The following is a 25334-nucleotide window of genomic DNA, read 5'->3' on the forward strand; positions in this document are numbered from 1 at the left end:
TATGGAAATACTACAAAAAAATGGTTTTTTTATTATCAAAAATCTGGTTCCTTTAGAGCTAATAACTCAGTCTTTAAGTGATATAACAAATAAGATATCAAAGCTATCCCAAGAACTAAGTGTTTCAACTTCTGACTACTTAAACTGTACCGGCAGATGGGGCACGTCATCTCGAGTAACTAGAATTATCTCTCAAGCATTAGATAAAATTATTAAAAATTACCTTGAAAAGTCACTTCAGTGTCAGATACTGCAGAAAAAATCAAATGTTATATGTAAAACTGCTGATTTAATAGATGCAGTTCCCTTCCATCAAGACATCTCCTATAGTTTCAATGATCCTTACCACTTTTCTGTTTGGTTAGCTTTGAATAATGTCAGTGAAACTTCAGGTGCACTGCAAATTATAGAAAACAGTCATAAATGGGAAATACAGCCTTTAGTTGATTTTTGGTACCCATATTTTTTTGATCAGTACTCAAATAATCGGGAAAATTACAAAATTAAGTCATTACCTATTTCAGAAGGAGATGCGATAGTTTTTGATTCACGGTTATGGCATGGTAGTGATAAGAATACAGATGCTAAAGATAGATTTGCTTATGTAACAAGGTGGATTATAAAAGATCAAGATCTTCCCTATGTGCCAAAACCTCAGCCTTCAGTTTTTGGTATACTCAATTGTGGTGAGTTAACAGAATCTATACTGAGAAAATGCTTGTCATTATTTGGCTACCAGGAAAGTATAAAAGCAAAAAACATGGAAGAACTTATCAAGAGCTGGTTAGCCTTTATTACAGATACAACTACAAATATTTCTGGGATCGACACTGCTGAGGCTAAGCGAGATTTATATAAGCTACTTATTCTGAATCGAGCATCAGCACTACATGATGCTGGAGACATCTCAGGAAAAATATACAAAAATTTATGGTTTTCACTACTTGTATTTCTCAATAAAAAAGTCAACGTAGTGGAGCTAGCATTGTAAATGAACAGAAGTAGAGTTGATAGCTTCAAATGTGTATTGATGTTCATCTTGAATATAGTATCTAAATTCAAGCTTAATGTACTTATAATGTCTTTAGTTGCCCTGGTGGTAGCTGTTGATTTGTCTTTTAGAAAGTATTTAGTAAAAAATATTCTAGATACAGCTGTAAAATATCAGGAAGGTAATGTAATTGAGAATCTTTTATTACCTGTAAGCGCTTATCTTGGTATGGCATTACTTATCACTACTGCTTTTAGATTCTATGGCTATTTTGTTGACATTCAAATGTTTACCTTAATGCGTCAAAAGATAGCTGATATATCTTTTTGTAGGCTACTCCAACAAGACCATTCCTATTATCAGAAAAATTTATCTGGAAGTTTAGTACATAAGGTCAGTAGCTTAATGGATAGTGTGATAGAGTTAATAAGATTGCTTATAGATTGTTTTTTCGGTTACAGTATAGCATTAGTCTTAGCTATTTATACCTTATCATTAGTAAACATAAAGTTTGCGATTGCTACATTCACTTGGGTAAGCATTTTTATTTTAGTCTCGATTTTCAGCTTTCGTGTACTTACTGAATTAGCTGATAATTACTCCAAACAAAATTCACAAGTAATAGCTAGTATAGCAGATAGTATTTTAAATGTTATATCAGTAAGGTTATTTACTCAGCAAGCACATGAGAGACACAAATTTTTTCAAATATGCAAGAAAAGAACTATTGCAGAGAGAAAATTACAATGGGCATACTTTTGGCTTTGGTTTATATATGGCTATTCATTTGATATACTCCAAGCAGTAAACTTGTATTTTTTAATTCATGATTATCAATTGAACAAAATCGCAATAGGAGATATTGCTCTTGTACTTGGAATTAATATATCTATTATAGAGTTTCTTAACCATCTAACTAGGAATCTTACCCAATTTTCTACTCATTTCGGCAAAGTTTCAGATGCATTGCCAATCTTAACTACCGTACCAGAAATTCAAGATAAGAAAAATGCTAAAGAATTAAATTTATTAAGTGGAAAAATAACGTTTAATAATGTTTCTTTTTCTTATGAAGGTCAGGAGTCATTATTTCAAGATTTCTCAGTTACCATTAATCCTTGCGAAAAAGTAGGTCTAGTTGGTTATTCTGGAGGTGGTAAATCTACTTTTATAAACTTAATCCTAAGGCTATTTGATGTTAAAAAAGGTAATATACAGATTGATAATCAAATAGTATCAGAAGTTACACAGAGTTCTTTGAGGCAACAAATATCTGTAATACCTCAAGACCCATTGTTATTTCATGATACTATTTTAGCAAACATCATATATGGTAGACTTCAATCTACTATCGAAGAAATAATGAGAGCTGCAAAGCTGGCTGGTATTCACGATTTCATTATGACTCTACCAGATCAATATGGAACTACAGTCGGAGAAAAAGGCATCAAGCTATCTGGAGGAGAAAGACAAAGAATAATAATAGCAAGGGCATTTTTAAAAAACGCTCCAATACTATTTCTCGATGAACCAACTAGTCAGTTAGATTCTATAACAGAAAAAACAATTCAAATGAGTTTATTTAAACTGATGCAAAATAAAACTACGATTATTATAGCACACCGTATTTCTACACTTTTACACATGGACCGAATTCTAGTATTTAACAAAGGAAAAATTGTCCAAGATGGTAAACACGCTGAACTAGTTTCTAAACACGGTCTTTATAAAGAACTTTGGAATGCTCAAATTGGTTGTTTGAATGGCAAAAAATAAGATGGAAAAAATTATTGATCTGAGAAGTGACACTACAACTCTGCAGAGCTCCAACGTTATACATGCAATAAGTAATGCAACTGTTGGAGATTTTGCTTATGGTGAAGACAAAAGCTGTAATGACTTATCAGAATATTGCAAACAATTATTCAAAGTAGAAGAAGCATTATTTGTAACCAGCGGTATGCTTGCAAATAGATTAGCCATTGCCAGTCAAACAAGTCCTGGTGATGAACTAATAACTCATTATAATTATCACGTTAATTTTTTCGATAGCGCAGGCAATGCAAAAGTAAATAATATCGTATTTAATTGTATTAGAAATAATAGCGGAATCTTAGATGTTGATGAAGTAGAATATGCTATTAATTCTAAGCTGAGGTATAAAATTTTTGCTCAGGTGAGTCTTGTTTCTATAGAAAATAGTATAAATGGGTTTAATGGTAAAATTTATCCTTTTGAAAAGCAAGTCGAGTTATATCACTTTTTAAAAGCTCACAATGTAAATCTTCATTTAGACGGTGCAAGAATATTTAATGCTCATATCGAAACAAATATTGCTTTAGCAGATTATGCTAAATATGTGGATACAATGAGCTTTTCTTTTACTAAAGGACTTGGCGCTCCTTTTGGTTCAATGCTTATGGGTAAAAGAGAGATAATTGAAAGGGCTAAAAAGCTACAGGTTTGGCTAGGTAGTAGTTATCATCAGATAGGGTATTGTGCTAATGCAGCAAAGTATGTACTACAGAACAATATTTCTAGGCTTAAAGAAGACAATAAACTCGCCAAACTGTTTGCAGACAAGATTAAGGAAATTCCACACATAAAACTGGTACTACCTTATCCAGAAACTAATATAGTAAGCTTTAGTATAAAAGCACTAAATGTAACTAATGAGGTTTTCTTGAGTAAGTGCCAAGCTTATGGTTTATTACTTTTTCCTTGGCTCGAGTCTCATATAAGAGCAGTTACCCATCTTGGCACAAAGGAAACAGACATCATGAAAGCTGCTGAAATTATAAAGGAGGTTGTGTTAAATTTATTATGAGAATAAAAATAGATTTCTTTAGCGATTCAAACACTGACCCTTCAGCTAAAATGAGGGAAGCGATGGCTAAAGCAAAAGTTGGAAACGAAGCTGCATGTGAAGATCCAACTGTGAACGAATTAGTGGCAACCGCATGTAAAATATTAGGTAAACCTGCAGGAATCTTTTTGATTTCAGGAACGATGTCCAATGTAATTGCTTATAAAGTACACATTCAAAGACCTGGTGATTACTTGCTGCTTGATGAAACTTCACATCCGCTCATAGTACAATCTGGCTTGATCGCAGCCCAGGCACATGCCACTCCTTTGCCCATCAAAGGTACGAGAGGAATATTTACTGGAGAACAAATTGTTGAGTTTATTACTCGTCCTAGCTTAAGAAATATTCCGAGAGTTGGACTTGTTTCTATCGAACAAACGACTAATTTTGGTGGTGGAGCTGTGTGGCCTTTAGAATATATTCAAGAGATCTCAAGTCTCTGCAAAGAGAATGACGTATTCACTCATTTAGATGGAGCAAGACTGTTCAACGCTTGTGCTCATACTAAAATATCTCCAAAGGAGTATGCAAGTTATTTTGATTCGGTATTCATTGATTTTAGTAAAGGATTAGGTGCTCCAATGGGCGCAATATTGCTTGGAAGTGAAGAGTTTATTGAAAAAGCTTGGTACTATAAGTTTCAAATTGGCGGAGGTATGCACCAAGCTGGCATTATTTCAGCTGCATGTTTATATGCTTTACATAATAATATAAATTCTTTAGAAGAAGATCATAAAAAAATGCAGCACCTTATAGAAGGCCTAGACTCCATAGATCAAGTTATAATTGATATCAACCTATACAAAACTAATATAGCGTATTTCTCATTACGTAATAATTGTATATCTACTCAAGAATTAATAAACGTACTAGTTACAAATTATGGAATTAGAATGGCTAACATCAAAGGTAAAATCAGAGCTATAACACATAGAGATATAAGCTATGAAGATATTAATACTACTGTATCTGCTATAAGAAAGATACTAAGTAAGTAATTTTCTGCACTAATTGTTTGCAAACTTCTTGTCAAACAATATTATACCAATATAGTATTATGGTAGCATCCGCATAGAGCTGTTTGGGAATAGGTGTGAACTTTGTCTTCTTTCAATATTTACTATTCTTCTGTGGATATATGCTGCTTTATTTATCAAGACAAAGTATACCAATTGCTCTACCACTATTAATAGATACTGACCATGTAAAATTAAGCTATTTTTTTGCCTGCTTTTCTTTTTTTTATGGAGTATCAAAATTTGTTAATGGAATAATCATGGACTCCAAAAATAATCCATTATTTATGTTTGGGCTATGCAATATTGCAACTGGATTATTAACCATTGGTATAACTTCATCATATAATAATCTAACTTTATTACTGTTAACATTAATATTATTAGCTTGGACACAAGGGTTAGGTTGGCCAGCTATTACCAAGTTTATGGTTACAAACTCTAGCATCTCTTCAATTGCATCATCATGGGGAGTTATGAGCGCATCTCAGCAACTTGGTTCTTGTGTTACTTTGATTATGTTACCAAGCATAATTAAAATTTATGATGCAAAAAGTGCATTTTTGTACTCTGGTCTCTTATGCTTACTTTTTGGAATTTATATAACATTAAAAGCATATTACAAAGAAAGTGCCAACTTTACTACCTACTATAAGGTGCAGAAATCTCAGATAGGTATCAAAGTGAAAAGTTCTATATGGTTTCTATGTTGTGCTACTTTTTGTGCTTATATTATAAAAATGGGAATCTTCTTTTGGTTTCCTATAATTTTAAAGGATAAATTACAAATTTCTCTTGTAAAATCCTCACTAATAACAGGCGTATATGATTTAGGTGGAATCCTTGGAACTCTAATCACAGGAAGAATTAGTGATATGTACTTCTTTCAAAATAGAAGCTTGCTGGCATCACTTTATATGTTGGGTATAGCACTCACTTTTATTGAAATGAACTTTGGTCAAAATATAATTCTTATGAACCTTGGCGCAATCTTATCAGGATTCTTTATATTTGGAGTGCAAGTACTGACAGGTGTTATAGCTGTAGAAATTGCTCCACAAAATAATGTATGTGCAATTGTAAGCTTAACAGGATTATTTGGGTATATTGCAAGTTCAATATTTTCATGCGTGTTTTTAGGAGTACTTGTTAAGCACTTTGGTAACAGTATTATGTTTTCATTTTTTTCCATTTGCTCTGTTGTTGCACTCGTTTGCTTTTCCATACTATCAAGCAAAGATCTTAAAAAACTAAGTAAAGCGGTGTAAAAAAAATTTCTCAACAGTTAAACTTTGTAGATAGATTTTTTACCCAAAGAATAAACATGGTAACCATATCTTAGCAATAGCTCGCTATCTAATAAATTACGGAAATCAAAAATATTAGGTGCAGCCATAATACTCTTTAAACTTGCAAAATCTTGATTTTTAAATTCTTTCCACTCCGTTAACAATAACAAGGCTTCCGCGTCCCTTGCAGCCCCTATAGCATTGTCCGCGTACTCTATATCCTTTAGAACTTGCATAGCATTATCCATCCCCATTGGGTCATATGCAGTAATTTTAGCCTTGTTATTCACTAACAATTTTGCAATATCTATAGCTGGGCTATTTCTTACATCATCAGTACCAGACTTAAAAGTTAGCCCCCATATCGCTATTTTTTTATTTTGGATTCCATTCAATACATATTCTACCTTTTTAGCAATGTTTGTTATATGATTATAGTTAGATTCCTTAACTGAATTTAAAATTTGTAGCTTGACATTGTGATCTTCAGCAAGCCTTATTAAAGCTGACAAATCTTTAGGAAAACATGATCCTCCAAATCCTGGACCAGCTTTGAGAAATTCCTTACCTATTCTATGATCCATTCCCATACTGTTAGCTAAAAGGTCAATGTCTGCTCCTAATAGCTCACATAAACCTGCCATCTCATTGATAAAAGCAACCTTTGTTGCTAGAAAAGCATTAGAAGCATATTTAATCATTTCAGCAGTAACTGTATCAGTGACTATTAACGGAATATTCTTATCTATAAATGATCTATATATAACTTCTAGTTTTGCCCTAGCTAGCTTAGTTTTTACTCCTATTATTATCCTATCTGGGTATAAAAAATCTGATACTGCAGAGCCTTGCTTGAGAAACTCTGGATTAACCCCCAAATCAAAGTTATAGCCCTTATTAGATAAATAATTATGTATATTTTCTGCAGTACCAGGAGGAACAGTTGACTTTACCACTATTAAGCAATCTTGATTAACTCTCTCAGAAACTTCACTTACTGCATTATATACATTCTTTAAATTTGCATTTCCTAGGGAGTCTGATGGAGTATCTACAGTTACAAATACTACTTCTGTATTGGGATTTATTTGAGAATACGAATCAAAAAATCTTATCCTTTGTGACTTTATATTATTCTCTAAATAATCTGCTAATCCAGGTTCATATAGAGGAATTTTCCCTGATTTCAAAAGTTCAATCTTCTCAGTATTTATGTCAATGCAATCAACTTTATGGCCCTGCTCCGATAACATTGTACCAGATACTAAGCCTACATACCCTACTCCTATAATAGTTATGTGCATTTTATTATCACCTTAAAAATATAGCTTAGCATCTAAAATAAATACCATTAACAATTATAAACTTTTGTTGTTACATTATTTTTCTTAATTGCCTTACCTTCCGAATAAGCTATAAATAAGGTTGATGGTATTAATATCAAAGTACCATATAAAGCACTTTTATCAGGTAATTCATTAAATATAATGTATGTTACTATTGTAGAAATTATTAGCTCTATGTATCTATAAGGTGCAAGTGCAGTAGCATCAGTAAGAGTAAAAGCTTTTAACATAAAGAGCAAAATTAGATTTGAATTAATTCCCAAAATCAGCAGTAATACTAATTCCAACAAGGAAGGCACATGCCAACAAAATAACAAAGGTGGAGTAGAAAAAATAGTTGTCATTAGAGCTGAATAAAATAACATACTTATTACTGACTCTTTTATTACAAGTTTCTTATTAAGTATGTCTAATATAGCAAAGATCAATGCAGATACAATAAAAATAAGAATTTTAGGATTAAAGTCTTCACTATGAGCTTTGGTAGTAATAGCAATACCAATAAAACCAATAATAGTTACTATCCATCTTTGCCAAATTATATTTTCGTTTAGTAAAGGTATTGCAAGAAGTATAACAAATAATGGTATAGAAAAACTTATAATCGTTGCAGTTACTATGGGGAAAGTACTCAATCCATAGGTCCATAAGACCATTCCACAAAACAGTAATGCACCTCTAGTTATTTGAATAGATATTTGACTTGTTTTAAAAGCTTCTATTCCATAGTAAAACATAAAAGGTACAAGGGTAATAGTGGTAAACAGAAAGCGGAAAAAAATTATTTCAAAACTCTGAAGATGTAAACTTAGATATTTTGATATAGTATCATTAGCTACACTACTAAGTAAGCTAAGTATAAACCAGATAACCCCAAACAAATAAGCTCTTAGTCTGTAATCCATAAAGCTTCTGATTTAATAGATACGATGTACTCATATAATTTTACTACAAAACTAATAATATAAAAGTTTTCTGATGTATGGCCCCAGAATGTGATCGTGAGGGTTAATTATAAGTAATTCGGGAAATTTCGTCTCTGTAGACATATTAAGAGCTATGTAACGAACGTTTATATTTGTGAGTAATAGTAAGGCTCAAGGTAAGGAAAATGCTAGTGAGGTAAAGTAGAATAACGTTGATTTGATAATTTAAGCTCATCTTCCCTCTTGCTACATCTCTCTTTATATCTCCTCTTTTGCAGCAGGTCTATACTTACTGCTTAAATTTAGGTGCACACTAATTTTTCGATTTGTATATTATTCTAATGCTTGTATAATACCTTCATTGAATATTTGATTTTGAGGTAATTAGATGCCAAAAAGTAAAACTAAACGTGGAACGGAAGATTTGAAGGGTAATGCAGGCCCAAGCAAAAGATCTCGTCTCAGTTCTGATTCTGAAGAAGATAAAGAGATTATCTCTAGCAAAGTAATAAGTAAGCTGAAGGATGTTGTTAAAGGTGATAGAACTTCAGCTATTGAGGAATGGGTCAAGGCTCACCCTGTAACAGTAGAGGGTCTAACCGTTGAGCAATCGGACCTCTTATGTAATGCGTTTCGTGATGAATCTTGTTGGTCAGGTATAGAGTTAAATCCTGCTAGATTGGTGAAAGAGTTGGCCAGGTTAGATATATTGGATCCTTTTGCTATCTATGAAATAGCATGTATTGAATGTGTGAAGAGTGAAATTGGGCAATTATTCAACAAGATGTTGGAGTCTTTTAAGCTTGATTTATGTCATAAAGGTGCGAGTAAGGTAAATCAGGAATTGGCTGCCAACGATGAACTTGCAAGAGTTGAATTGTTGCGCTTTGTGGAAAAGGATAACCGTGTATTCAGTTTCTGGATTGATGAAAAATCACGCAACCTCAAAGAAAATATAGAAGCAGAAGATGGATTTAATAAGGCTGTAGATTTCAAGTGGAGTAAGGGAGTGGAACACTTCTATAATCGTCTGTGTTCTGAAGAAAAATTAGTGAAAGAAGGGCGAGAAAAATTGCTAGTTTCTGCTATTGCAAAATTATCTCCATTGCAATCTAGCTATAAACTTGCTTCTACCTTAAATTCCCTTCTAGGTAAAGTCATAAGCGCAAAAGTAGATCATAAGTCACTACTCGGGCTACCGAATAAGAAAGATAGGGGTGTGATCTATCGTCCTCTTAGTTGCTTAGTAGAGCACGGTTTTCTTTACACAACTAAGTATGTTATCCAGTACTTGAGCGAGGGATGTTCAAGATCTGAAGTAGAGAAAATGCTTTCACCTAGAGGATATGCACATCTTCTCTCATCGCTTTCATTTGTTGTAGTTTCTAAAGATTATGACTTGGATAACAGGAATGAAGCAAGCTCAGCTATTAGCAGTCTTTGGGAATCTAGTGTATTTAACCAAAATAAAATAAATGTTGTCGATCCTTTTAAAGATAGGATTGCTTTTGTTGCAATGGAAAATGCAATTGTAAATTTGATTGTAGATTGGGAGTGTTGCAAGGATACTAGAAGTTCTGGAGATGGTGAAAAAATTGATTTGGTCTCAGATATTTTAAAGTTTGCTAAAGATTGTTGTTCAGACAAAAGCTTTAAATCATTAAAAGAGAGGATAGCAAATAGTTTAGACAAAACAAGGGATTCTAAGATGATAGTTGCAGCTAGCTCCTCTAATTTAATAGAAGAGTTGTGCAAATCGGCAAAAAGCTTAAGTTTATCCTCTGCTAGTTCTGAAGGTCCTCAATCTACGTTAGTGGGTACTAGTGCTAGTATTTCTCCTGCTGCAGTTGTTAACAAATAGGAGTGTTTATGCATGGTAATGGTGAAGATCATGAATTAGTTAGAGATTTATTAAATGGAAATTGTACTGAATTCAGTAGGAAGTTTGGGGATTTTTTAAACAATTGTCCATCTTTTTTGCATTCTGCCAATAAGCACGGCTTTTTTCCTGCATTCTTCTTTGGCATGTTTGCTACTGCACATGATTTTAGTATTGCAGATCCAAATGATGAAAGAATTTATTTTCGTTTTGACGGTTGTGGAAATCTGAAAGTTGCAGTTCTTACTAATGAAGAAGATAGAAGAATAGTAAGGTATTATACTATTGCTGATAATGAGAACAGCCCTGGGTCAAGGTTTAGTGCAGAAGAGAAGCAGCAGGTAGAAGAAAATCTTCCACAAGAATTACAGGAAGGTGAGGATCTGGACTGGGAAGAGCATAAAATATTTCGATTTGGAGAGGAATGTAGGCATTTTGATGAAGGACACAGTTTCCCTCAACGTGATGAATATGAAGCACCAGTTTTTCACGAAATTAACCCAATCAGAGCACCAGGTGAATTGTTAGACCTGATGAATGAGTTGGCAAATGATAACGCAGGAGAAGTGCGTACTAATGTTAAAAGGATTTTGCAATACATTGTTGATATACATGATGAACATGAAGGTAGCTTAGTGTTCGGTGCAGAGTCTGATTACCACGGTTTTCTGTGTGGTTTTTTAGTAAATTTTAGATACCGGTCTGTGGCTGGTGTCTACCCAGAGCTACTCATAGGAAAAGGTTATGCAGATGTTGTTTTGCTTGTTCGTGATGTTGATCAGGCAAATGATTAAGTTCCAGTTATAATTGAGTTGAAGGTTGGTGATGAGGAAGGGTTAGAACAAGCTAAAGATTATGCTAAAAGTTGTTCTGTGTCGTCTTTGCCTATTCATACCTCATCACCAAGTGCTGTTTGTGTAGCGTTAAATTTTCAATTGCGTGGAGGTGCAGGTCTCCGAACTTCTGTGCAGCCCTTTTCAGAAGGTGGTCTTTCCTTAATACCGGGGTTACTACATCCTCATGGAAATGAAGTTATTGGGAGTGTAAAACGTTTTTCACAACCCATAGAATCAGAGTTCACTCAATCACCTCATTGTGACACTTTTTCCTGTATGTCATCGTTTTTCTTGGGAAATGTTTTGTCCACAGCCGATCTTTTAAGAGTAGCTGGTAGACGAAGGGTAGTAACGGTTGACAAGTATCTATTTAACTGCTCTCAAAGAGAGAGAATGAGACGTATAGGTGGTAGGGGAAATGCAGCAGAAATTGTAAGGCATACGTTAACTCTAGCTCTATTTGTATCAAGTATTGGTTTTGTTGTACTTCACATTTTTCGTCATTTGAAGTGGCAGACTTTTCCAGATAAGGCATTGGACCTATCGTTACTACCTCAAGCCACAGATGATGCTAAGGTACGTAAGGTGCTTTGTAAGGTGGATGCTCAGAATCATCTACAAGTGGTTTCTGCAAGGAAGTTTAAATCACTACGTGCTTACTCACGTTCTCATAGAGAAGGTTATTTTGAGGGTAGGTTCTCAGAACAAATGGGTAACGTTAGGAACTTACATCAATTTGCAGATGAATTGATGAGTGCTGCGCCTAATTTTGGTAATGATGGTAATGTGAATGGTGAATACAGTGCTAGGTATGAAGTTTTATTTAACGAGATTTCTCGTTTGTTGTCTCCGTTATTAAATGGAAACCGTCTACTCTTGAACAATGAAGGTAAATTTCAGGCTTTGTTGCGTGGGGTGTTTCAAAGTTGTGACAGTCCTGAAAAGGTAATTATTGAGTTTCAGCTGGAGAGAGGAAAGAGAATAGACCTAGTGTTATCACGATCTGCAGAAAATGATGATACTCATCCAATTGGAATAGAAGTAAAGATTGCTAACACTGCAGGACAAGTTGAACGAAAAAGGGTGGAGGCAAATCGACAGTTAAGTGAATACGAATTTTGTGGAAGATGCAAGCGTATTACTGGGGGAGATGCGATGGTTTTGTTATACGCTATATTAAATGCTGTAGGACAAGAGCAGAATCTGATATTGATTGGTGGGCTTCGTAGAGCATCTGGGTTTTCTAAATGACTTGTAACTAATAAAAGTACCAAAGATAAGGTTGTTTATGGGTAAAATTATGCATTAAGCTAGAGTGCGTTTGAGTAAGGTTGGAGAAAAAGCAAGGTCTTTGAGCAAGAAAATTTGATTTATGTTTTCTTAAGTTAAAGTAACTTGATGAGGTTTGTATAATTTATTGTTGGAGTTTTTTTGTTCTATTTTTACTGTAAGTTCAATCTGCTCTATCTTTGGTCTTTTTTTTCTTAGTTTTGCGGCAAGTCTAATATTTTTACTACTTAATGGAATAACTTGCAGAAAGTGGAGATATAATGCTAAGGCAGAGGAGCTCAGACAGTTGCCTTAAAACAATAAAGAAATAGTAAAGGCAAAAAGATACCCTTGCGTAGTTCGAAAGCTTTTCTAGTAACCGTTCACGATATAAGAAAGTAGTTTACAAAAATGGTATAGTGGTATAGAGAAGATAAGCTAGATAGAGAGGTTTTAATGATAGAAGTGCTGCAAGAGAAGATTGTGGTGTTAGAGTCAGAAAATGCCAATCTCAAAGCGGAGATAGAAAATCTTAGAAAGGAAGTAATAACCCCAACTATGGATTAGCCAGCAAAGAAAGGCATAGAAATAGAGGGCTTTTTCGACTGCATGGAATAGGAAGTCAGAACAGAAAAAACATGAATTAGGAAATTTGTTGGCGATCTGTGTCTTGTGTGCTCAATCTCAAATTTGTTTTTCAAGGAGTCGAAAACAGTCTCAATAATCGATCTTTTCCTTAGTAAAATCTTCTCTTTAAGTGAAATGAGTACGTTTTTCATGCCTTTTTTTACTTTAGTGACGAGTTTTAGGCCTCTATCGAAGAGTTTCTCAAAGAGCTCTTTCTTTATATAGCCCTTATCTCCGAACAAAAGTCAGGTCAGTCTTTTAGTAAGAATTGGCAAAGGTTTTCTGTCATCAACGTTACCTTTAGTTAGAGTAAGAGCTTCGAAATTCATTAATTACCAAGTGCAGTTTGAAGCCAAAAAGCCAACCGTATGTGCTCTTACTAATTTCTGCCAAACCATCAAAAACTTTGTTCTTGGAGATCCTTTTTTTGTGGCAAACAGCGATTGTAGAAGTAGACTTCTTTCAAAATTGTTAGAGGGAGTGTAAGATGAAGTATTTGAAAGCATGAAATATAAGGAAATAGAAAAGTTAGAAGGAGAAAAGTTTCGACGTTTAACAGGGGTAAAAAAAGCAACATTTGAGCGAATGGTAGAAATTCTAGAAGTGGAGGATAAAAGAAAAAAAGCTAGAAGTGGAAGAAAAAGTAAACTTTGCATAGAAGACAGGCTACTTATGGCACTGGAATATATAAGAGAATATCGTACATATTTTCATATTGGGCAAAGCTATGGCATGAGTGAAAGTAACAGTTTTAAAATAATAAGATGGGTAGAAGACATATTAATAAAACATCCAGATTTTGCATTACCAGGAAAAAAAGAGCTATTAAAGAGTGATGTAGAATATGAAGTTTTAGTAATAGACGGAACTGAAACGCCAGTAGAGAGACCAAAAAAAAGCAAAAGCCCTTCTACTCTGGAAAGAAAAAAAGGCATACTATAAAAACACAAATAGTAACAGAGAAGAAGAGTAGAAAAGTCATATGCACATCTTTCTCGAATGGTAGAAAACACGGATGTTTAGAGAATCAAAGGTAGCAGTATTGCCGCAAACTAAAATCTTAGCTGATGCCGGCTACAGGGGAATGCAGAAGATACACAAAAATGTTGTATTACCGCACAGGAAAACGAAAAAGAATCCGTTAAGCAAAGAACAAAAAAAAGAGAACAGGGCACTTATGAGCCAAAGGGCAATTGTTGAAAACGTAATTGAAAAGGTTTAAAATCATCTCGGACAGGTATAGAAACCGACGAAAACGTTTTGGTTTAAGATTTAATTTGATTGCTGCAATTCACAATTTTGAGCTCCCTACATGAATTTTGAAAGAAGTCTATTGACTGATGCAGCAAGTAACTGTAAAAAAACAGAAAGCTTGGTAGAGAAACGTAAGGCGATTTCTTGGTTGTCAGACTTTAGTCAAGATTTTGTGCACACATGTATATTGGCTGACTGTGATCCGGTATACGTAAAAAACAAAATACAGCCAACCTTAAAAAGCCTTACTAGATAAAGCCTTTTTATATACTTAATGAGGTTTACTCCTTTTACCGAAAAAAATATAATTCAATCTCCTATCTATAGTTGCCTCTATATCTTTGATTAATAGCTGCTTTATCATGTTTACTTTTCGCTTTGCATCTTGAGCTTGAGGCTCATTGTTACCACTGTTATTGCTGTAATTATTCTTATCACTATAACTACTGCCACTTGGTTTACTACTGTTACTGAACTCACTACCCTTTTTTCTTCTTGCAATTATGAACCTGAGTATCTGTATTATCTTTTCCTTTAAAAAGGACTTCCAGCCTGTGCTAAGGAACAACTTATAGAGAAAATGCGGAGTAAGAAACGCCACTAATATTCGAATAGAAATTCCGTAACCGAGATCTTCCCTATTTTCATAATACCACTTGCAATATTGAAACAAACGGTAAAACGCATTTTTGAAAGAGCAAAATTCTACAGCATACCAAAAACCATTGCTGAGAAACATGAGCATAATGCTGAACGCGTAAAGATACATTGTGCAGAGAAACAGCTTTACAACTATATCTTTCAAGCTGCCTAGTATATAATTAAATAACTTTAATCTATAGAAAAGTGATATCATTTCACACCCACTTCAATATGGCTGGGGTGGAAGGATTCGAACCTTCGCATGGCGGTATCAAAAACCGCTGCCTTACCACTTGGCTACACCCCAATACTACTTACATCAATAACACTATTAGCCCAATTAGTAAAAGATTTATTTGCTTTTTCTATGGGCATCACAGCAATAGCTGGCTGATCATAAGAATGCATTGCTTCGATTTTTTCTACAATTTTCTCAACTTGATCATTTTTGCTTTTCATAATTGCTACTACTTCACAACTACTGTTAATTTCACCCTTCCATAAATACAGAGAATTCACTTCAGGAAATATATTTACACATACAATTAATTTCTCGTTTAACAATTCCTCAGAAACAGCTTTAGCCTCTTCAAAACTTGAAAAAGTTGTATAAATCAAAACTAAATTATTCATTAGAATCTATATAAACGCATTGCTACTATACTCTACCGAGATTTATTCATCAAGAGAAAATAACGCCAGCGCGTACTGTATGAACATTTGTTTGCAAAGGTAGTATGTTAAGTGTTATAGCTAGTTTGCCTCAAACGTAAAGGTATCATCCCAGTGCCCCTGTGATGTCATTCCAGTGCTTGACACTGGAATCCAGTTTTCCATATAATCTCATCGAAAACGTTGTAACCACTTTCTATGCTAGTTTGCTTGTAAACAAGCAAACTTTCCTGGATCCCAGTGTCAAGCACTGGGATGGCAAGAAAGGAGCAGCAGGATGACGCCTCACCATGTCATTCCAGTGCCCAGACACTGGGATCTCATTTCTTAATTTCACAATATAAATCATTCCAAATTGCACCTATTTGCAAGTATATAAATATAATAATTTTGCATAAAAACTTAGATCCCAGTGTCACGCACTGGGATGACAAAAAAAGGGTGCTGGGATGATAGAGGATAATGTAAAAAGTCTAATTGTAAATTTAAGTCGACTATAGTCAAAAACAAAAAAGGATATTACTCATTGAGTAACATCCTTTTAGAGAAGGTGAGTGGTTTTGTTTATTACCTTTTTAATTCTATGCCATCTGTAACACTAACATCATCCTTTAATGAACTTGGTTTATACAACGGATCGAATTGTTCTAACAATTCTTTTACAGAAGGCCCTTGTCCTTCTGGCGTAGAAGAACCAGATGAACCTATTGCACTATCAATAGAAAGGCTTCTAGGCACCTCTGGTGTAGAAATAGGAGGATTTTGTTCTTCCTTCTGTTTCCAAGAATTTTTTAACCTTTCAACTACTGGTTGTCTTTTTGACGTAGAAGAACCAGATGAACCTACTGCACTATCAAAAGAATTACTGCGAGTGAGAGTTCTGTTACTCAAGCTATTCAGGTTTTGCTTCACGGTAGAATCACTGAGAACATCTTCACTGAAAGAACTTTGCCCATTTAAGTTAGTCAATGAGGCGCTTCTAGGTAGTTCTGGTGGAGCAACTGGAATAAGCTTAGGAGAAGCATTTAAGCTATTAGATGAATTGCTTCTACGGACTGTTGCAAAGTTCTGAGAATCTGAATCAGAGACAATAGCAGTACTTTCAGTTCCTATAGAATTTAGTGAATTGCTTCTTGACAAGCTGTTTTCAATAGATTGCATTGAACCTTTTCTGGTACCACACTTTCTTGCTACTTTATTAAGGTTCTCTATAGAGTTAGAAAGTTTATGCTCTTCCTTGCATTCTCCAATAATCTTCTTAATTTCATCGTGATGGTCAGAGAAAATTTCATAAAGACTGTTATTATCTTTAGATAACAAATTTTGCAACTTCTTAGCGTCTAATTTATTGACAAAATCTGCTTGCTGTCTCAACTGATTAATCAACTGGTCCTTTTTGGCACTTTGTTGACCATCAACAGAACAAGCTTTCTCTAATATTTTTTCTCCCAGCTTAGAAAATATTTCCTTAGTTAAAGCAGAGCTATTCACGGCTTTGTCTTCAAGAACTTCCTTAATAAACATCTCCTTTACACTATTGAAATTCCTTGTTTTTTCTTCTGTTTTCAAAACAACAGTTTGACCTTCGTTACCTATTGAATATGGGATACCGTCTAAACTAGACATGCTCACACCACTATTACTCATCTTTCTCCCAAATTTTTGAACGCCATCCCCCATTGCTCTTAATGCAGAACTAGTTCCCTCTCTTGTTGCTTGTCCCACAGAACTCACAGCCTCTTTTACTGAGTCCCTAACATGCACAGCACCATCTCTAACTTTTTCGGCAGTATATTTCGCCCCATCAACTGTTTTTTCTGCTGACCATTTGAGCCCTTTATATCCAGATTGAACTGTGTTTACAGCGACTTTTACAGCGAAATATAAAGCAAGACCAACTATAGCACCTGGTATAGCAAGTGTTGCACCAACTGCCAAAAGTGGTAGTACTGCCGTAAATAATCCACTTGCTGCACTTACTACAAGAATCTTATCTCCTTGTTTCATCTTAGAGAATTCTGTATCCCCTTTTAACAGGTCAGTAATTCTTTCTTTTAGCTTCTTGGGATCATTAGCAATATCTGAATTTGGTAGATCTTGCATCGTTTTATTCAAATCAAAACTATCTTCTGGTTGGTTTTGTTGAGTTCCAACAGAATTTGAATTTTTTTCATTAGGTGACATTTTAAACCTCACTATTAATTAAATATATTATAATTGTATTCCTTGATTCTTAAGTTAGTGTTAAATTGATTGCCAGTATTTATTTGTCTTCAAATAATTTCGCTTGACGTGTTTTTCGGTGACGTGGAAAATTAAACTGTATGGATGCTGTCACCAGCAGGCAAGTCGTTGACACACAAATGTACGAACATTGTAATATGACACGATGTTACAGAGTAAACGATGTCATTCCAGTGCCTAGACACTGGAATCCAGTTTTTATTACTATACAACTACCTGACGTAAAGTTAAGTTTTCTGGATCCCAGTGTCTAGGCACTGGGATGACACCCTCCTACTAGGCTCGAGTCATAATGCTCGTACAGATGTATGTGTAACACTGAGATGACAGAAAGAAGGCGCTAGAATGAGAGAGGCAATAACGCTAGAATCGTATGAGGCATAGAAAAAGAGTGTTTATCTTACTAGCTGCTGTAATTTTAGCAATTTTATTATTAAAAAACTATAGTGGTTTTCACGAAGACGTAGTGCACTTAAAGAGTGACAACAAAGAATTCAAAAAAAAGCCAGAAAATTCCATAGAGTCAACCATACTACATAGAGAAAAGGAAGTGTACGATCATGTTTTCCATCCTGATGATTAATTTGTAAATAAAATAGCAATTTATGTTTGCATTTTCTTATTAAAGAAGTAATATTAGCGTATTAATTATAGAATCAATCATTATGTTTGATGATAATAATCCTTGGAATCTGGGAAAGAAACCGGTAGGGAACAAAACTCCTAATAATGAAGATATTTTAAATAAAGCTGTATCTGATATAAGGTTCTTTCTTAATGGATTAACCAGAAACAGGGGCAAAAAACCTTATTTCATCATTTTCATTATTTTGCTGTTCTATGCTTGCACTGGCTTTTATATTGTCCATCCTAGTGAAGAAAGTATAGAACTTACCTTTGGTAAATATTCTAATACAGAAACACCTGGTTTGCGTTATCACTTCCCCTACCCTATTGGCAAGGTTTTTAAAGTGAACGTTAAGGAAGTAAATCGTGAAGAAATTGGGGTAAGTAGTTCTTATGGGCGAGATACAGATCGCGGTGAAGGTGTGATGCTAACTGGAGATGAAAATATAGTCAACGTTAACTTCGAGGTTCAGTGGCGCGTTAGAGATGCTAAGGACTATTTATTCAAAGTGCGGGATTACAAACCCGGTTTCAGTGTTAAAAATGCTGCTGAAAGTGCCATGAGAGAAATAATAGGTAAAAACACGATCTCTTTTGCACTTGGTCAAGGCAGACCAGAAATTTCTAGAGATACTAGAATTCTATTGCAGCAGATTCTCGATGGATACCAAATGGGCATAGAGATTTTATCTGTTCAAATGAAAAAAATTGATCCACCAGAAAAAGTAATCAGTTCGTTTAGAGATGTACAAAGTGCTCGTGCAGACAAAGAGCGTACTATAAACGAAGCATATGCTTATAATAACGACATTATACCTCGAGCAAAGGGTGAAGCGATAAAGATAAAATTAGATGCAGAGGCATATGAGAATGAAGTAATAAATGAAGCAAAAGGTAATGCAAATCGCTTTTTATCTCTTTATGAGGAATATAGACAGAATCCTTCTCTCGTTAAGAATCGTATTTATCTTGAAACTATGGAAAATATTTTCAGTAAGGTAGATAAAGTTGTTGTAACTGATGATCTGAAAGGTATGTTTTCTTATTTACCTCTTACAAATTTAGGAAAATAACCATGAGTAGTAATATTAAAATTGTTTTTGTTTCTGTATTTGTTGTTTTATTGATTGTTTTATTTAATTCAATATTTGTTGTGCAAGAAACAAAGCAAGCGATAGTTATACAACTCGGTAAAGTTGTAAGAGATGTTAGGGAAAGTGGCTTATATTTTAAGTTACCATTCATAAATAGTGTAGAGTTTCTTGATAAAAGAGTTTTAGATTTAAGTCCTGATAAGACCCCAAGGGAAGTGATAACAGCGGATCAAAAACGTATTATAGTAGATGCATATGCAAAATATAAAATAACAAATCCTGTTACTTTTTACCAGGCTGTGAGGAATGAATCAGGGCTGGTTAGAAGATTATATCCGGTTATAGAAGCACACATAAGAGAAAATATAGGCAGATTTTCGTTGATTAGCTTGTTGAACGAAAAAAGATCAGAGGTTATGCAATTGATTCAGCGTGGAGTTTATTCTGAAGCTGAAAAATTTGGCATAGAAATAATAGATGTAAGAATTAAGAGAGCAGATTTACCAGAAGAAAATAGTTCTGCAATATTTCGCCGTATGCAAACTGAAAGGGAAAAAGAAGCAAAAGAAATTAGAGCAGAAGGAGAGCAAGCTGGGCAGGAAGTTAGATCAAAAGCTGATAAATTAAAAAGGGAAATTATCTCCAGTGCAGTAAAAGAATCGTATGAAATAAGGGGCCGTGGTTATGCTGAAGCAACTAGAATTTATAATGAGGCATTTAAGGTTGATGAAGAGTTCTTTAACTTTTATCGCTCTATGAGCGCTTACAGTAAATCATTTGCCGAAAATAATACTAAATTTGTACTTTCACCAAATAATAATTTTTTAGATATTTTAAATAAGGGGTGGAAATAGTCTATGAGAAGTAAGGTTTTATCTATATTTGCATGTTTTTTGATTTCATTCTCTTCATACGCTAATGTGTTCGACTGGAGCGCAAAAGAGGTTAGCACTCCTGCATTCAACCGTGCTGATTTAGTGGAAGAACTCATTCCTGCGGTTGTAAATATTTCAAGCGAACAAATAATCAAACAAGAAAGTAATAATAGAACTAAAACCCCTTTTATGCCAAGAAATAATTTCTTTGATGATTTTAGAGAGTTTTTTGAGCACTTTGATCAGTTTTTTATGGATAGAGGCCCTAGTGTTAACAGAGAGGTGGTGTTGCTTGGTTCTGGATTTATTATAGATAAAAATGGAATTATAGTTACTAATTATCATGTTATCAAAGATGCCAAAGATATCACAGTTACTATGAATGATAATACTCATTTTAAGGCAGAAGTTTTAGGCTATGACGCAAGAACTGATCTTGCTGTGCTTAAGATTCATTCTGATAAAGATCTTCCTTTTGTTGAATTCGGTAATTCTGATACAGCAAGGGCTGGTGATACAGTTATGGCAATAGGTAACCCATTTGGTTTGGGTGGTTCTGTTAGCAAGGGAATTATATCTGCAAGGTCTAGAGACATTAGTATTGGTACTATGAATGAATTTATTCAAACTGATGCTGCAATTAATAGAGGCAATTCTGGAGGGCCATTATTTGATTTAAATGGAAAAGTTATAGGCATTAACACTGCTATCTATTCCCCATCTGAGTCTGGCGGCAATGTGGGTATAGGCTTTGCTATACCATCTAATTCAGCTATGTCAATTATTGACACATTAAAAAGTGGCAAAAAAATAAAACATGGTTGGCTTGGTGTGCAAGTTCAGCCTATAACGAAAGAATTCGCTAAGTCCTTGGGTTTAAAAGATACAAAAGGTGCATTGGTTGCAAGTATAGTAAAGGATAGCCCTGCAGAAAAAGGTGGAATTAATGTGGGTGACATATTATTAGAATTTGATGATAAAAAAATTGATAGAATGACACAACTGCCTCAAATGGTTTCAAGAACTGAACCTGGAAAAAAAGTACAAATTAAGTTACTTAGAAAGAGCAAAGAGGTCAATATTAAGGTTGTGATTGAAGAATCTGCAAATGATGGTCAAGGTAATAATCAAGAAGAAAATAAATCAACATCCGATTACATAACTGGTTTAACTGTTTCAAACCTGCCAAAAGAATCAAAAGAAAGTAATCCTACAAAAGGTGTGATAGTTACCAATGTAGATAGTAACAGTAATGCCACGCTGCGTGGTATTAAAAAAGGAGACATTATTATCCAATTAGATGGAACCGATATAGAAAATACTAATGATTTTCAAAAACAAGTTGATTCAGCAGTAAAGAAAAACGGTAAAGATTCAATAATGTTGCTCATTTACCGCAATGGAAATCAATTCTTTACTTCGATAAAGTTGAAGAAGTAATTTTATTCACTAAATTTACAAAACAGTAGTGTTATAAGCTCGCTACTGTAACACTTCAATCTTATAAAATAAATAAAAATCTACACTAGATTTCTTGCATAACCATATAAAAAACCAAAGGATGTCATCCCAGTGCCCAGACACTGGAAACTTCACTGTAATGAGCACATTGAGCAGCTGTATAATAAAAACTGGATTCCAGTGTCAGCTACTTGCATGACGCCGTCATAAAGGAACCAGTGTCGGCTACTTGGATGACACCATAGGGGTTATTTGGGTGATACTATAGGAGGTCTAACATGAACTTTTTAAAATTCATTGAACTGTGCTTTCAAACGGTGGTGCCGGGATGTGAGTATAATGATTATCAGTACATAAAAGTCATAGCAGACATGCTGGAAGCAGCGAGCGTTGGTGAAGTAAGACGAATAATATTCAATATGCCTCCGCGTTCAATGAAGTCCATATGTGTGAGTGTTGCGTGGCCATACGGGTCAAGTTAAGAAGCAAGGGTAAGAAAATTCAATGAACTTAAGGTGGATACTCTAGTTTTTCTATATCTATCTTTCACAGAAAATTGTGACCAGTCTGTGGTAAGTTTTTTCAGGAAAATTCTCAAATTATTAATTTTACTGCTTAACGCTAAAAACAACTCCCTAATCCTTCTTTTTAATTCAATGAATGCCTTTGTTAAACTCAGCTCTGTATTCTCTTTCAGTTTTATACAACCAACTATTCCATGAAATATAAGAATTGCGCACAATTTAGCGTATAGTTCACATAATCATACGCGTCAAGTTAAGGAAAAGTGTAAGTAAAATTGATAGAGTGAAGGAAAAGAATAAGGTATAAGTTCTCTTGGATATGTGAATGAGAGAACTTACAATGGACAGAATAGCTTGCTTATCAAAAGACCTCAATGAATTCTTTAATGAAAAAGCAGACGAAATATCAATTGCAGTAGGTTTTATAAAAAGAAAGAGAAAACTTAATGGCTCATCATTCATAAAAGCTATGGTTTTTGGTAACATAGGAGTTGGTGATTGCAGCATAGAAACAATGTGCCAATTGCTAAATGAAGACTCGATAGAAACTACAAAACAGGGTTTGGATTATATTAGCCTGCCCAGTAGCATGGAAGATATGTACAAAGGATATGGGAGTAGCTATAGAGATTGTGAGAGTAATACCAAATCAGGAATAAAGCTGCAGTTAGTCTTTGATTACCTGAACCAAGCGCTAGATAAGTTAAATTTAATAGAAGGAATAAGGTCGGATCAAGGTTATAGGGATTATCTGAACGGTTTATCAGCCAATGATTTGCTAATATTTGATTTGGGCTACTTTGTGCCTAGTTCTTTTAAACAGATTGATGAAGCAGGTGCATATTTTGTTAGTCGTTATAAGTCTGATACCAATATATATGATATAGAAACAAATCAAAAAATAGAGTTGTTGGAATGTTTAGAAGGTCAATCCCTTCTAGAGATGGAAGTGCTATTAGGAAAAGAAGTAAAAATTAAAGTGAGAATTATATGTCAAAAATTAACTGAAGAACAGTCTATAATTAGAAGAAGAAGGGCTAATAAGTTAGCAAAATCACATGGATATACATCTTCTCAAAAGAATCAAAAATTGCTGGATTGGTCGATATTCATAACTAACGTTCCAGAGAGTAAAATCAGCGCTGAACAAGTATTAACAGTTTACAGGGTAAGATGGCAGATTGAATTATTATTTAAATTGTATAAGAGTCACATCAGGCTTGACGAACTTAAAGGAAAACCATACAGAGTATTATGTGAACTATACGCTAAATTGTGCGCAATTCTTATATTTCATGGAATAGTTGGTTGTATAAAACTGAAAGAGAATACAGAGCTGAGTTTAACAAAGGCATTCATTGAATTAAAAAGAAGGATTAGGGAGTTGTTTTTAGCGTTAAGCAGTAAAATTAATAATTTGAGAATTTTCCTGAAAAAACTTACCACAGACTGGTCACAATTTTCTGTGAAAGATAGATATAGAAAAACTAGAGTATCCACCTTAAGTTCATTGAATTTTCTTACCCTTGCTTCTTAACTTGACGCGTATGGTTGGTAAAACCGTCTGTTCCCAGAGGGATAAGCGTGCTTCGACTAAATTGCTATAAGTGTTATCACCTGGTATGCCAAGCAACTGCGGCGGAACGCCAAAAGCTAGGGGAATATCACGAGCTGAACTGTGTTTGGACTCAATAAAATCCATATCCCTTGGCGATAAGCTCATCTCCTTCCACTCCAAGCCTCCTTCAAGCAATATCGGTCTTCCAGCATTGACAGGACCTGAATAATGGTCATTTATCTGCGCTTTTAAGCGTTGGTACTGCTCTTGACTTAAATTGCCACCACTCCCGTCCTTCGCTGATTTCACAACTATTGCACCACTTGGTCTTGCCCCATTTTGCAACATCGCTTGATTCCAAGCACCCGCCTGATTATGTTGATCTATACTGTACGCGGCTGCTTGAATTGGTGATAACCCATACCAATCATTCAAAGGGTTAAAGGTTTTAAGGTGCAACACTGCTGAACGTCCGGTTAGTTTATCAACTTTAAAGTCATAACTGTTGTTATTTATGGTATAACGATAGATATAAGGAACGTTATTTCTCCCTGGAACAATTTCAACCCTATCTGGGCGCAGAAGATAAAGCTCTGTTGGTGGTTTTCTATTGTTCTGCGACTCAACCATCAATATATAAGAATTGCCGTTAACTAACCGATAAGTTACAATTCCCTCAATAAATTCCGATTTTGATGTCATTGGGTTAGGAGAATAAAGTAATTTCAGTAATGGATGGGCTTTTAATTGTGACTTTCCCTGGTCAGTAAGCTGGCAGAGAGTAAGAGGTACCGAAGATGCAGCACTTGCAATCATATTGATTGCTCGAAAGGCAATAACATTTTTTATGTAACCTTCCTCAGCAAAACTTACATAATCACGCTTACTCCAACTTGGTTCCATCATTAGTTGCAAAGCAGAATATTTAGTAAATACTGCGCTTTTTTTTCTTTGAAAGATGTTGAAATTCATGTGTTCCTCACTGTTTGTTGAAAAAATTGAACTTGTTAAAAAATTGAAATTGTAGTAGAATTAATGTGAGATGTTAACGATTTAGAAAAGATGTTATCCAAGTAGCTGACACTGATTCCTTTATGATAATGTCATCCCAGTGCGTGACACTGGGATCTCATTCCTTGACTTTATAATATAAATTATTTCAAATTTATAATCATATAAATATTTACATAAAAACTTAGATCCCAGTGTCACGCACTGGGATGACATCATAGGAGCTGGATGACAAAGAACGGGCTACTGGGATGACACCCTACTGGTGGCAATTGCTTCCAAATTACAATGTTTGTACGGCTGTGTGTCACGCTACTTGGATGA

General features: G+C 34.5%; 22 protein-coding genes, 1 tRNA gene and 5 pseudogenes. 18 read left to right on the forward strand and 10 right to left on the reverse strand.

Annotated elements, in window-relative coordinates:
* Position 1 precedes the first annotated feature (1 nt).
* The 5 genes from OPR57_RS07470 to OPR57_RS07490 all read left to right on the forward strand — a co-directional run bounded on the left by OPR57_RS07470 (position 2) and on the right by OPR57_RS07490 (position 6144).
* Positions 2-991 carry a phytanoyl-CoA dioxygenase family protein gene (locus OPR57_RS07470; RefSeq protein WP_265036496.1) on the forward strand — a complete coding sequence of 330 codons (990 nt, stop codon included), beginning with the start codon at positions 2-4 and terminating at the stop codon, positions 989-991.
* Positions 992-2767 (forward strand): ABC transporter ATP-binding protein, encoded by a 1776-nt coding sequence (locus tag OPR57_RS07475; RefSeq protein WP_265036497.1) that lies wholly within the window; start codon positions 992-994, stop codon positions 2765-2767. It abuts the gene before it with no gap.
* A gap of 1 nt (position 2768) precedes the next feature.
* The gene (locus OPR57_RS07480) at positions 2769-3818 is read left to right on the forward strand and encodes a threonine aldolase family protein (RefSeq protein ID WP_265036498.1); all 1050 of its coding nucleotides are present in this window, start codon (positions 2769-2771) and stop codon (positions 3816-3818) included.
* Complete coding sequence (locus tag OPR57_RS07485; RefSeq protein ID WP_320157493.1) at positions 3815-4858, forward strand: threonine aldolase family protein; 1044 nt, start codon at positions 3815-3817, stop codon at positions 4856-4858. Before OPR57_RS07480 ends, OPR57_RS07485 begins: the two co-directional genes overlap by 4 nt.
* Positions 4859-4998: 140 nt before the next feature.
* Positions 4999-6144: an MFS transporter gene (locus OPR57_RS07490; RefSeq protein ID WP_265037611.1), complete on the forward strand. Its 1146-nt coding sequence runs from the start codon at positions 4999-5001 to the stop codon at positions 6142-6144.
* Between the two features lie 17 nt (positions 6145-6161).
* On the opposite strand, the gene OPR57_RS07495 is transcribed toward OPR57_RS07490, so the two are convergent.
* On the reverse strand, positions 6162-7469 hold the full coding sequence (locus OPR57_RS07495; RefSeq protein ID WP_265036500.1) for a UDP-glucose dehydrogenase family protein: 1308 nt from the start codon (positions 7467-7469) through the stop codon (positions 6162-6164).
* Between the two features lie 47 nt (positions 7470-7516).
* Positions 7517-8416 carry a DMT family transporter gene (locus OPR57_RS07500; RefSeq protein WP_265036501.1) on the reverse strand — a complete coding sequence of 300 codons (900 nt, stop codon included), beginning with the start codon at positions 8414-8416 and terminating at the stop codon, positions 7517-7519.
* Between the two features lie 409 nt (positions 8417-8825).
* Here OPR57_RS07500 and OPR57_RS07505 point away from each other — a divergent pair, with 409 nt between their 5' ends.
* From OPR57_RS07505 to OPR57_RS07515, 3 genes are read left to right on the forward strand one after another with little or no spacing between them, the layout of a single operon-like run.
* Positions 8826-10298: a hypothetical protein gene (locus tag OPR57_RS07505; RefSeq protein WP_265036502.1), complete on the forward strand. Its 1473-nt coding sequence runs from the start codon at positions 8826-8828 to the stop codon at positions 10296-10298.
* Positions 10299-10306: 8 nt separating this feature from the next.
* Positions 10307-11110 carry a hypothetical protein gene (locus OPR57_RS07510; RefSeq protein WP_265036503.1) on the forward strand — a complete coding sequence of 268 codons (804 nt, stop codon included), beginning with the start codon at positions 10307-10309 and terminating at the stop codon, positions 11108-11110.
* An 18-nt stretch (positions 11111-11128) separates the two neighbouring features.
* Complete coding sequence (locus tag OPR57_RS07515; protein ID WP_265036504.1) at positions 11129-12403, forward strand: hypothetical protein; 1275 nt, start codon at positions 11129-11131, stop codon at positions 12401-12403.
* Between the two features lie 581 nt (positions 12404-12984).
* On the opposite strand, the pseudogene OPR57_RS07520 reads toward OPR57_RS07515, so the two are convergent.
* Positions 12985-13501: pseudogene (locus OPR57_RS07520) on the reverse strand (IS982 family transposase); the annotation flags it as partial.
* Positions 13502-13552: 51 nt separating this feature from the next.
* Here OPR57_RS07520 and OPR57_RS07525 point away from each other — a divergent pair.
* A pseudogene (locus tag OPR57_RS07525) lies at positions 13553-14364 on the forward strand (IS5 family transposase).
* A 209-nt stretch (positions 14365-14573) separates the two neighbouring features.
* On the opposite strand, the gene OPR57_RS07530 reads toward OPR57_RS07525, so the two are convergent.
* The 3 genes from OPR57_RS07530 to cutA all read right to left on the reverse strand — a co-directional run bounded on the left by OPR57_RS07530 (position 14574) and on the right by cutA (position 15577).
* Positions 14574-15158, reverse strand: a complete 585-nt coding sequence (locus tag OPR57_RS07530) for a hypothetical protein (RefSeq protein WP_265036505.1) — start codon at positions 15156-15158, stop codon at positions 14574-14576.
* 18 nt (positions 15159-15176) lie between these two features.
* Positions 15177-15251: transfer RNA gene (locus OPR57_RS07535), tRNA-Gln, on the reverse strand.
* A complete protein-coding gene (cutA, locus tag OPR57_RS07540; RefSeq protein WP_265036506.1) occupies positions 15242-15577 on the reverse strand; it encodes a divalent-cation tolerance protein CutA in 336 nt (111 codons plus the stop codon). Before cutA ends, OPR57_RS07535 begins: the two co-directional genes overlap by 10 nt.
* Positions 15578-15738: 161 nt before the next feature.
* On the opposite strand from cutA, the gene OPR57_RS07545 reads away from it, so the two are divergent.
* Both OPR57_RS07545 and OPR57_RS07550 read left to right on the forward strand, forming a co-directional pair.
* Positions 15739-15897 carry a hypothetical protein gene (locus OPR57_RS07545; RefSeq protein ID WP_265036507.1) on the forward strand — a complete coding sequence of 53 codons (159 nt, stop codon included), beginning with the start codon at positions 15739-15741 and terminating at the stop codon, positions 15895-15897.
* Positions 15872-16069: a hypothetical protein gene (locus OPR57_RS07550; RefSeq protein WP_265036508.1), complete on the forward strand. Its 198-nt coding sequence runs from the start codon at positions 15872-15874 to the stop codon at positions 16067-16069. Before OPR57_RS07545 ends, OPR57_RS07550 begins: the two co-directional genes overlap by 26 nt.
* A 114-nt stretch (positions 16070-16183) precedes the next feature.
* Here OPR57_RS07550 and OPR57_RS07555 read toward each other — a convergent pair whose 3' ends face one another.
* Positions 16184-17800: an actin-bundling T4SS effector WalE1 family protein gene (locus OPR57_RS07555; protein WP_320157494.1), complete on the reverse strand. Its 1617-nt coding sequence runs from the start codon at positions 17798-17800 to the stop codon at positions 16184-16186.
* Positions 17801-18251: 451 nt separating this feature from the next.
* Between OPR57_RS07555 and OPR57_RS07560 the strand changes: the two genes are divergently transcribed.
* From OPR57_RS07560 to OPR57_RS07710, 6 genes and pseudogenes are all read left to right on the forward strand, one after another.
* Positions 18252-18443, forward strand: coding sequence for a hypothetical protein (locus OPR57_RS07560; RefSeq protein WP_265036509.1), 192 nt, complete (start codon positions 18252-18254; stop codon positions 18441-18443).
* Positions 18444-18525: 82 nt separating this feature from the next.
* The gene (gene hflK / locus OPR57_RS07565; protein WP_265036510.1) at positions 18526-19560 is read left to right on the forward strand and encodes an FtsH protease activity modulator HflK; all 1035 of its coding nucleotides are present in this window, start codon (positions 18526-18528) and stop codon (positions 19558-19560) included.
* A gap of 2 nt (positions 19561-19562) precedes the next feature.
* Positions 19563-20435: a protease modulator HflC gene (gene hflC, locus OPR57_RS07570; protein ID WP_265036511.1), complete on the forward strand. Its 873-nt coding sequence runs from the start codon at positions 19563-19565 to the stop codon at positions 20433-20435.
* 3 nt (positions 20436-20438) lie between these two features.
* Positions 20439-21896, forward strand: a complete 1458-nt coding sequence (locus OPR57_RS07575) for a DegQ family serine endoprotease (protein ID WP_265036512.1) — start codon at positions 20439-20441, stop codon at positions 21894-21896.
* Positions 21897-22013: 117 nt separating this feature from the next.
* Positions 22014-22118, forward strand: a pseudogene (locus tag OPR57_RS07580) (WPE palindromic element domain-containing protein); the annotation flags it as partial.
* Positions 22119-22195: 77 nt separating this feature from the next.
* A pseudogene (locus OPR57_RS07710) lies at positions 22196-22384 on the forward strand (hypothetical protein); the annotation flags it as partial.
* 11 nt (positions 22385-22395) lie between these two features.
* On the opposite strand, the pseudogene OPR57_RS07585 reads toward OPR57_RS07710, so the two are convergent.
* Positions 22396-22680: pseudogene (locus tag OPR57_RS07585) on the reverse strand (IS4 family transposase); the annotation flags it as partial.
* Between the two features lie 101 nt (positions 22681-22781).
* On the opposite strand from OPR57_RS07585, the gene OPR57_RS07590 reads away from it, so the two are divergent.
* Complete coding sequence (locus OPR57_RS07590) at positions 22782-23978, forward strand: IS4 family transposase (RefSeq protein WP_265037613.1); 1197 nt, start codon at positions 22782-22784, stop codon at positions 23976-23978.
* Here the strand turns inward: OPR57_RS07590 and OPR57_RS07595 are convergent.
* Together OPR57_RS07595 and OPR57_RS07600 are read right to left on the reverse strand one after the other, a co-directional pair.
* On the reverse strand, positions 23949-24971 hold the full coding sequence (locus OPR57_RS07595) for a phage portal protein (protein WP_265036513.1): 1023 nt from the start codon (positions 24969-24971) through the stop codon (positions 23949-23951). The two genes, OPR57_RS07590 and OPR57_RS07595, sit on opposite strands and share 30 nt — an antisense overlap.
* Positions 24972-25091: 120 nt before the next feature.
* A complete protein-coding gene (locus OPR57_RS07600) occupies positions 25092-25229 on the reverse strand; it encodes a hypothetical protein (protein ID WP_265036514.1) in 138 nt (45 codons plus the stop codon).
* Between the last annotated feature and the right edge of the window lie 105 nt (positions 25230-25334).

Origin of the sequence: Wolbachia endosymbiont (group A) of Anomoia purmunda (assembly GCF_947251545.1) — a bacterium.
In the GTDB taxonomy this organism is placed as follows: domain Bacteria; phylum Pseudomonadota; class Alphaproteobacteria; order Rickettsiales; family Anaplasmataceae; genus Wolbachia.

Coding starts and splice junctions, on each gene's coding strand:
- OPR57_RS07470 (WP_265036496.1), top strand. CDS start 2: ATGGAAATACTACAAAAAAATGGTTTTTTTATTATCAAAAATCTGGTT.
- OPR57_RS07475 (WP_265036497.1), top strand. CDS start 992: ATGAACAGAAGTAGAGTTGATAGCTTCAAATGTGTATTGATGTTCATC.
- OPR57_RS07480 (WP_265036498.1), top strand. CDS start 2,769: ATGGAAAAAATTATTGATCTGAGAAGTGACACTACAACTCTGCAGAGC.
- OPR57_RS07485 (WP_320157493.1), top strand. CDS start 3,815: ATGAGAATAAAAATAGATTTCTTTAGCGATTCAAACACTGACCCTTCA.
- OPR57_RS07490 (WP_265037611.1), top strand. CDS start 4,999: ATGCTGCTTTATTTATCAAGACAAAGTATACCAATTGCTCTACCACTA.
- OPR57_RS07495 (WP_265036500.1), bottom strand. CDS start 7,469: ATGCACATAACTATTATAGGAGTAGGGTATGTAGGCTTAGTATCTGGT.
- OPR57_RS07500 (WP_265036501.1), bottom strand. CDS start 8,416: ATGGATTACAGACTAAGAGCTTATTTGTTTGGGGTTATCTGGTTTATA.
- OPR57_RS07505 (WP_265036502.1), top strand. CDS start 8,826: ATGCCAAAAAGTAAAACTAAACGTGGAACGGAAGATTTGAAGGGTAAT.
- OPR57_RS07510 (WP_265036503.1), top strand. CDS start 10,307: ATGCATGGTAATGGTGAAGATCATGAATTAGTTAGAGATTTATTAAAT.
- OPR57_RS07530 (WP_265036505.1), bottom strand. CDS start 15,158: ATGATATCACTTTTCTATAGATTAAAGTTATTTAATTATATACTAGGC.
- cutA (WP_265036506.1), bottom strand. CDS start 15,577: ATGAATAATTTAGTTTTGATTTATACAACTTTTTCAAGTTTTGAAGAG.
- OPR57_RS07550 (WP_265036508.1), top strand. CDS start 15,872: ATGGCAAGAAAGGAGCAGCAGGATGACGCCTCACCATGTCATTCCAGT.
- OPR57_RS07555 (WP_320157494.1), bottom strand. CDS start 17,800: ATGTCACCTAATGAAAAAAATTCAAATTCTGTTGGAACTCAACAAAAC.
- hflK (WP_265036510.1), top strand. CDS start 18,526: ATGTTTGATGATAATAATCCTTGGAATCTGGGAAAGAAACCGGTAGGG.
- hflC (WP_265036511.1), top strand. CDS start 19,563: ATGAGTAGTAATATTAAAATTGTTTTTGTTTCTGTATTTGTTGTTTTA.
- OPR57_RS07575 (WP_265036512.1), top strand. CDS start 20,439: ATGAGAAGTAAGGTTTTATCTATATTTGCATGTTTTTTGATTTCATTC.
- OPR57_RS07590 (WP_265037613.1), top strand. CDS start 22,782: ATGGACAGAATAGCTTGCTTATCAAAAGACCTCAATGAATTCTTTAAT.
- OPR57_RS07595 (WP_265036513.1), bottom strand. CDS start 24,971: ATGAATTTCAACATCTTTCAAAGAAAAAAAAGCGCAGTATTTACTAAA.
- OPR57_RS07600 (WP_265036514.1), bottom strand. CDS start 25,229: ATGATGTCATCCCAGTGCGTGACACTGGGATCTAAGTTTTTATGTAAA.